Below are 7,602 nucleotides of genomic sequence, written 5' to 3'. Positions count from 1 at the left end.
AGATATCTAGCGTCTACGCGTCGGCTGTCCACGGCTACACAAAAGCGGTAAAGATCTGGTAATCGCTGACCGACGGCGAGTCCACCACGAATCCGACTACTCGCGGGTCCCTGCGGGCACTCCCTCGGCCGGGGCCGGGACGGCGGCGCGGGCCGACGAGCCTTCCGAAGCGGTCGAAACCGGGTCCACGTGGGACACGCCAAGGCCTGCTTCGTCACCTCTCGTAACCTTCAGGCCCGGCGGACCGATGCGCCCCACGCGGCTACCGTAGCCGGTGACCTGGCACTATGCGCCAACGCTCAGCAGCCGCCGACCGGACGTGGACTAACGATGTGTCATGCCGATCGGTCCGCGTCGCCGTGTAGACCAATGACGAAGTCCTCAGCGACACCGGCCTGCTGACGCAGGGTGGCGAGCTTCTCCTCGGCCAGCACGACCCAGGTGCGCAACAGCTCGCGCAGCTCGGCGCGGCGGGCGTCGGAAATCTTCGGATCGGACAGCTCGTCGCGGACCGACAGCAGCGAGCGCATCTCCTCGAGGGTGAATCCGAGGGATTTCATCTTCTTGATGACGAGCAGCCGGTCGACGGCCTCGTCGCCGTACAGGCGGAAACCGCCGGGTGTGCGGCCGGCGGTGGTGAGCAGCCCGGCCTCCTCGTAGTACCGGACCGTGCGCAACGAGAACCCGACCCGCTCGGCCACCTCACCTATCTGATACGTGGTTCCGCGGGCCGCGCGGAGCGCGGATGGATCGCGACGCGTCGTGGACAAGGTGACCCTAACGTTCGTGGCTCGACGCCGGGAGCATGGCTGATAACAGACGACTCTACGACGTTCCGGACAGCAAGCCGATACGGGTCGCTTCAGCTCACCGTGCGCCCCCGGACACCACCGCGATCGCCGTCACCTGCGCCACCTGCCCGCATCGGTCGACGCGGGGATCGCGAACGGGCAATCTCTGTGTCGAGGCCCAGCCCGGAGGCCGCCCGTCGCGGGCATCATCATCGGCAGGATCCGGCCGCCCGGCCGGTGGAACGAGGAGAGCGTTGTGCTGACCAGGATCGACCACGTCGGGATCGCGGTGGCTTCGCTGGCCGAGGCGATTCCGCGCTACGAGGAGGCGTTCGGCCTGAAGGTCGTGCATCAGGAGGACAACGACCGGCAGGGCGTGCGCGAGGCGATGCTGCTGGTACACGGCGGCGAGGCCGGCAACTCCTACGTCCAGCTGCTCGAGCCGCTACGCGAGGACAGCCCGGTGGGGAAGTTCCTGGCCAAGCGGGGCCCGGGCATCCACCACATCGCCTACGGCGTGGCTGACATCGACAGTGCCCTGGCCGCGCTGACCACCACCGGTTTCGATCTGGTCAACTCCACGCCGGTGCACGGCACCGCCGGCAGCCGGATCGCCTTCATCCACCCCAAGGGGCTCGGCGGGGTGCTCACCGAGCTGGTCGAGGCCGCCGAAGGCCACTGAGCGCCGACCTGTGTACCTTGCCCTTCCAGAGGGATAAATCGGGCATGAAACCCTCTGGAAAGGCAAGGAAGTACGAGAGGGCGTAGGACTGCCGAGCTGATCAGCGGCGGCTCGCCGAGGCGGAGGAGGCGGCGCTCGGGATCGGGTCGAGCGGCGTCACCGAGGAGCCGTTCCACTGGTAGCGGACCGTGGCTCCACCGGCGGTCGGGCAGCACATCGGATCGCCCGGCTTGTAGAGGTCGTACTGCAGGGCCACCACCCGGTCGGTGGACCAGATCCAGCGGATCGTCGCGCTCGCCTGAGGCAAGTCCTGGCCGATGAGGGCCCCGCGGTGGAAGAAGAACGCCCGCTGTGGGTGCCCGTCCGCGGAGGTCGAGCGCAGCCCGACGATCACGCTGAGGTCGCTGTTCTGGTCGTAGCCGCCCAGTGAGATCGGCGTATAGCCGGCGGCGCGTACGACCGATGACGCCTTCGACGCGCTGAGCGCGGGCACGCCCACCGCGCTCGGCGCCGCCGAGGCGATGCCGGCGAGTCCTCCTACCAGTATGAGTGCACCGATCATCACTGAAACGGCAAGTCTGCGACGTAGAGTCATGAGATACCCCAGGTTCCGTGTTGACCCGACCACGCTAGATGCCCTCTTCGACGCCCGCCGCCCGAGCAGGGCCTATGGGCGGTATGTCGCCCGGTTCGACCGCAATCGCCATCCGACAATCGGCACGCGACGGCCGGCACGCGGCACTCGACGGCCGGCGGGCGGCACGCGACGGCCGGCGGGCTGTCGCGGGATGCAGGTCAGCGGTCGGAGGAGGCGACCGAAGCGCGGCCGTGGCGGCGGCGGGCGGCCCAGCCGACCGCGGCGAGCAGTCCGGGCGGGCGTTGGAAGGCGGCCAGCGTGGTGCCGGGCAGCGGCAGGCGCAGCGTGGCCACCGAGCGGGGACGGGCGAACTCGCGCAGCCCCTCGGCGCCGTGCACCCGGCCGAAGCCGCTTTCGCCGCTGCCCCCGAAGGGCAGGGCGGGTATCCCGGCGAAGGAGAGCACGGCATTGACCGACACCATGCCGGCGTCGAGTCGGCGGGCGATCTCGGCGCCGCGGCGGCGGGAGAACACCGTGGCCCCCAGCGCGTACGGGGTGCCGTTGGCGAGGGCGACGGCCTCGTCGACGTCGGCGACGACACGCACGGTGACGACGGGACCGAAGGTCTCCTCCTGCACGGCAGGGCTGTCCTCGGGGACGTCGACGAGGACGATCGGGGAGATGAACGTCTCGCCCACCGCGTCGACTCCGCCGAGCAGGGCCGTCGCGCCGCGGGCCAGCGCGTCGCGGACGTGGCGGCGCACGACGGCGGCCTGGCCCGGCGTCGTCATCGCCCCATAGGGGGCGTCGGGCTCGCCACCTGGCCGCACCCCGGTCAGGACCCGGCGGAGCTCGGCGAGGAACGGCTCGGCGATCGCCGCGATGACGTAGATCCGTTCGACGCCGGCGCAGGTCTGCCCGGCGTTCGACATCGCCCCCCAGGCGGCCGCGCGGGCGGCGGCGACCACGTCGGCGTCGTCGGCGACGATGCACGGGTCCTTGCCGCCGCACTCGATGACGACCGGGGTCAACGACTGCGCGCAGGCCGCCATCACCTTGCGGCCGCTGGCCGGGGAACCGGTGAAAGCAATCTTGTCAGCGCCGGCGGCGCAGAGCGCGGCGCCGGTGGCACCGAACCCGGTGACCACGCCCAGCACCCCGGCGGGGGCCGCCGGGTTCGCGGCGGTGAAGGACGACGCCAGCCGGCTGCCCAACGCCGGGATGTACTCGCTGGGCTTGAACACCACCGGGTTACCGGCGGCGAGGGCGTACGCGATCGAGCCGACCGGGGTCAGCAGCGGGTAGTTCCACGGCCCGATCACCCCGACGACACCGAGGGGACGATACTCCACCCGGGCGGTGTGATTGGCCAGGAACGGGCCGGGAAGTACCCGACGCGTGCGCAGCACGCGGGCGGCGTTGCGGGCCGCCCAGCGGATGTGTTCGAGGGTGAGCAGCAGTTCGATGCGGGCGTCGGCGGCGGACTTGCCGTTCTCCGCGTGGAGCAGCTCGACGAGCTCGCCGTCGTGGCGGACGAGATGGGCGGCCCAGCGCAGCAGGTGCTCGCGGCGCCCGGCGGCGCCGAGCCCGGCCCACCAGGGCGCCGCGGCGCGGGCGGCCACCACCGCGGCCGAAACCTGCTGCGGTGAGGACACCGGAAACCGACCCACGACCGCACCCGTGACCGGATTCGTGGAGACGAACGTCGACCCGAGCGCGTCACCGAACGCATCGGTCGAATCAACCTCAGCGCCCAGGGGCACAGCGGCGCCGGCACCGGCGGGAGAGGCCCAGGGGCCGCTCGTGGCCGGCTGGCCAGGCACCGCGACCGTCTCCGTCCCGGAGGCAGCCGGGTAGCACGGCGACGTCGTCGTCGCAGCCTGGTGCACCGCACGCCCTTCGATGGTCGTCGCGGATCCCTCCTACTGGAAGCCTTCCCGGGAAAGCATAGGTCGCGCCCGCGCCGAGGTCGACCGCGGCTACAGGAAGGAGCCCCGGTAGGCGGTGAACCATTCTCGCTGAGTCCGTTGGTCGGCCGTCTCGTCCACAAAGACGTTGCCGAACATGGTGGCCGCGGGCGGCGGGTCCAGGGCTAGGCAGTCGCGGCGCAGGTCGGCCGCGGCGTCGTCGGCGTGCTCGCGGACCTCGTCGAACCAGCCGGCGGCCACGTCGGCGGCCAGCAGCAGCCGAAGTCGGTCGATGGGGTCCCGCGCCCGCCAGATCGCGAGCTCCGCGGCCGGCTGGTACCGGGTCGCATCGTCCGAGGTGGTGTGGGGCGCCATCCGGTAGGTGTTGGCCTCGATGAGAATCGGGCCGCCGCCACCGCGAGCATGCTCGAGCGCCCAGGTGGTGACCGCATGCATGGCGAGCACGTCGTTGCCGTCGACGCGCACGCCCGGGAAGCCGAACCCGTCGGCGCGGCGCGCCAGCTGCATCACCGACTGCCGTCGGGTCGGAGTGGAGATCGCCCACTGGTTGTTCTGGCAGAGGAACACCACCGGCGCGCCGAAGCTCGCCGCCCAGACGAACGCCTCGTTGGTGTCGCCCTGGCTCATCGCGCCGTCGCCGAGGTAGACCAGCACGGCGCCGTCGCGGTCCGGATCGCCGGTGCCGGCCGCGCCGTCGAACACCATGCCCATTCCATAGCCGACGGCATGCAGGGTCTGCGAGGCGAGGACGATCGCATAGTTGGCCATGTGGTGCTTCGCCGCGTCCCAGCCGTCGTGGCTCACCCCGCGCAGCAGGCGGATGACCTCGGCGGCCGGCACCCCCAGGTGCCAGGCGACGGCGTGCTCGCGGTAGCTGGGGAAGACGAAGTCGTGCGCCCTGATCGCCGCCGCGGAACCGACCTGCGCCGCCTCCTGCCCGCGCAGCGGGATCCACAGCACCAGCTCACCCTGCCGCTGCAGGGCCGTGGCCTCCTCGTCCAGGCGGCGCGCCAGCACCATCGACGAGTAGAACGTCCGGCACAGATCGTGGTCGGCGAGGGCGACGAAGCGCGGGTCGGTAACCCGGATGCCGTCCGGAGCGAGCAACCGCACGCCGGAGTCGGCCGGCTCCGGCGGCGGGATCGACATCGCCGGTGGTACGGCGGCCACCGGAACCGGTCCCGGTGGCCGCACCGGCCGCTCCGCAATCAACTCCGGCCCGCGTACGACATTCATGGCGAGTACCTCTCCCCCACCGAAAGATCGCAGGACGTCCTACGATCGGAAACCATCGAAAAGAGCCGTATACCGGTAATACAGTACGCGGTCCGGGATCGACGGGAACGCTGGATCACCTCACTTCATTCACGCGGTACTCCTACCCCCGTCGACCGCCCGGGATTCCAAGGACGTCCGACGATCGGAAACAATCGAGCGGTAAACGGTTCGGTTGTGAACCCACACGAAACTTGAGCGCCGCGACAACTCACACAGGTAAGAGGAATATTTCGACCGGAACCCAAGCGGTCGCGGAGCCGGACCCTGATACCCGCCCCATGACCATCCACCCAGGGCTGACCCAACCGGTCGGTAACGCGGCGCTCGCTGCCGGTGGGGGCGTGGGTGCGGTCCGATGGGCACCCGGCGCGGGGCGGCCCCGGCCCGGCGCACAATAGCGCCATGGCAGGCGAGGCGGGACGCGTCCGGGTGGTGTTGGAACGGTCCGGCGGGCTGCTGGGACGGCCGATCCGGCGGGAGCTGGACAGCGCCGACCTGCCCGAGTCGGAGGCAGTCCGGCTGCGCGAGCTGGCCCGCGGGGTGGGCCGGTCGAAGGTGAGCGGGGGTCAAGGGCGCGGACCGGTTCGTCTACACCCTTGAGGTCGACTACACCCCGGCAGTCGACCAGCAGGGTGAGCGCGCCGTGCGGACCTTCTCCGAGCCGGTCCCGGAGGAACTCGGCCCGCTGCTGGCCCTGCTGCGGGCCGCTCCCCTCCTACCGGCCCGCGGCCACGACGCACCGCACTGACCCGCGCCGCCCCACGCTGATCCACGCCGCCCCGCATCGAGGCGGAAAATCATTCGCCGGGCGGCCGTGAACCGGGCATCCTGAACTGGCGGAGCAGCATGGAAGCCGAAGCATGAATTCTCCCCGACCGGACCGCCCGCGAGAATCCGGGTGACCGGGTTGAATGCGTTCGGTCGGCAAGAGGCGAATAGCAAGGCCCCCGCCCCCCGTCGAGAGAAGGAACCAACCGATGAGCCCCGTCGCGACGCTCGACGCAGCGGCGCACCCGATCTGGCTGTGGACCCGGCCCGAGGAGGTCGAAAGCGCCGCACTGGACCAGCTGCGCAATGTCGCGTCCCTGCCCTACATCCATCACCATGTCGCAGTGATGCCCGACGTGCACCTTGGCTACGGCTCCGTGATCGCCCTGCGTGACGCCGTCTCCCCCGCCGCCGTCGGGGTCGACATCGGCTGCGGGATGGCCGCGGCGCGGACCAACCTCACCGCGGCCAACCTGCCCGAGCGACCTGGGTCCGCTGCGGGCCGCGCTGGAGGCGGCCGTCCCGGTCGGGATGACCGGCCACCGGGAGCCGACCGCGCGGGCCCGGCGCCAGGACGACCTGTGGAGCACCTACGACACGTTGCATCCCCGCGTCGCCGGGCGGCTGGCGAAGGCGATGAACCAGCTGGGCACCCTCGGCTCGGGCAACCACTTCCTCGAGGTATGCCTGGACACCGACGACGCCGTCTGGATCATGCTGCACTCCGGTTCGCGCAACGTGGGCAAAGAGCTCGCCGAGGGCCACATCCGCGTCGCCAAGCAGCTCGAACACAACGCCGGCCTGGCCGACCGCGACCTCGCCGTGTTCCTCGCCGGCACCCCCGAGATGAGCGCCTACCGCCACGACCTGCACTGGGCGCAGACGTACGCGCGGCGCAACCGGGACCTGATGCTCGCCGCGGCCGTCGAGGCGCTGCGCGGTCCGCTGCCCGGGTTGCGGGTGCCCACCCCGCCGGCCGACGGCCCGCACGCCGGCGACCGCGACTTCGCCCTCGTGAACTGCCACCACAGCTACGTCGCCGAGGAGCACCACTTCAGCGCCGACGTGCTCGTCACCCGCAAGGGCGCTATTTCCGCCCGGGAGGGCGAATACGGCATCATCCCCGGTTCGATGGGAACGAGGTCCTACCTGGTGCGCGGGCGGGGAAACCCCGACTCGTTCCATTCCGCCAGCCACGGCGCCGGCCGCACGATGAGCCGCAACCGGGCGCGGCGGACGTTCACCGTCGACGACCTCGCCGCCCAGACCCGCGGGGTCGAATGCCGCAAGGACGCCGGCGTCCTCGACGAGATTCCCGCGGCGTACAAGGACATCGACACCGTCCTCGCCCGCCAGAGCGACCTCGTCGAGATCGTCGCCCAGCTGCACGCCGTGCTCTGCGTGAAGGGCTGACGGTCCTGACGGTGGCGACGGGTCAGACGTAGGCCTCGTCGACGTAGCACCAGCGCCAGTCCTCGCCCGGTTCGAAGGAGCGGACGATCGGGTGGCCGTGCCCGGCGGCATGAGCGCTGGCGTGCCGGGACGGCGAGGAGTCGCAGCAGCCGACGTTGCCGCAGG

General features: G+C 71.1%; 7 protein-coding genes and 1 pseudogene. 3 read left to right on the top strand and 5 right to left on the bottom strand.

The window, feature by feature from the left end; all coding sequences use genetic code 11:
- Window positions 1–335 precede the first annotated feature (335 nt).
- Complete coding sequence (locus G6R25_RS19235) at window positions 336–770, bottom strand: MerR family transcriptional regulator (RefSeq protein WP_163554078.1); 435 nt, start codon at window positions 768–770, stop codon at window positions 336–338.
- Window positions 771–1,047: 277 nt separating this feature from the next.
- On the opposite strand from G6R25_RS19235, the gene mce reads away from it, so the two are divergent.
- Window positions 1,048–1,473 carry a methylmalonyl-CoA epimerase gene (mce, locus tag G6R25_RS19230; RefSeq protein ID WP_136449553.1) on the top strand — a complete coding sequence of 142 codons (426 nt, stop codon included), beginning with the start codon at window positions 1,048–1,050 and terminating at the stop codon, window positions 1,471–1,473.
- A 100-nt stretch (window positions 1,474–1,573) separates the two neighbouring features.
- Here mce and G6R25_RS19225 read toward each other — a convergent pair whose 3' ends face one another.
- From G6R25_RS19225 to G6R25_RS19215, 3 genes are all read right to left on the bottom strand, one after another.
- A complete protein-coding gene (locus G6R25_RS19225) occupies window positions 1,574–2,035 on the bottom strand; it encodes an LppP/LprE family lipoprotein (protein ID WP_336502120.1) in 462 nt (153 codons plus the stop codon).
- A gap of 233 nt (window positions 2,036–2,268) precedes the next feature.
- Window positions 2,269–3,873, bottom strand: a complete 1,605-nt coding sequence (locus G6R25_RS19220; RefSeq protein ID WP_419469382.1) for an aldehyde dehydrogenase family protein — start codon at window positions 3,871–3,873, stop codon at window positions 2,269–2,271.
- A 156-nt stretch (window positions 3,874–4,029) separates the two neighbouring features.
- The gene (locus tag G6R25_RS19215) at window positions 4,030–5,214 is read right to left on the bottom strand and encodes a thiamine pyrophosphate-dependent enzyme (RefSeq protein WP_235949098.1); all 1,185 of its coding nucleotides are present in this window, start codon (window positions 5,212–5,214) and stop codon (window positions 4,030–4,032) included.
- A 444-nt stretch (window positions 5,215–5,658) separates the two neighbouring features.
- Between G6R25_RS19215 and G6R25_RS27870 the strand changes: the two genes are divergently transcribed.
- Both G6R25_RS27870 and G6R25_RS19205 read left to right on the top strand, forming a co-directional pair.
- A complete protein-coding gene (locus G6R25_RS27870; protein WP_235949096.1) occupies window positions 5,659–5,856 on the top strand; it encodes a hypothetical protein in 198 nt (65 codons plus the stop codon).
- Window positions 5,857–6,233: 377 nt separating this feature from the next.
- Window positions 6,234–7,437: pseudogene (locus tag G6R25_RS19205) on the top strand (RtcB family protein).
- Between the two features lie 22 nt (window positions 7,438–7,459).
- Here G6R25_RS19205 and G6R25_RS19200 read toward each other — a convergent pair.
- The coding region (locus G6R25_RS19200) for a UBP-type zinc finger domain-containing protein (RefSeq protein ID WP_163554076.1) at window positions 7,460–7,602 on the bottom strand (143 nt) is incomplete at its 5' end.

The organism is Candidatus Frankia alpina (assembly GCF_902806485.1).
GTDB classification, from domain to species: domain Bacteria; phylum Actinomycetota; class Actinomycetes; order Frankiales; family Frankiaceae; genus Frankia; species Frankia alpina.
The sequence above is the reverse complement of the archived record's forward strand: the minus strand, read 5'-3'. Positions and strand labels throughout refer to the sequence as shown.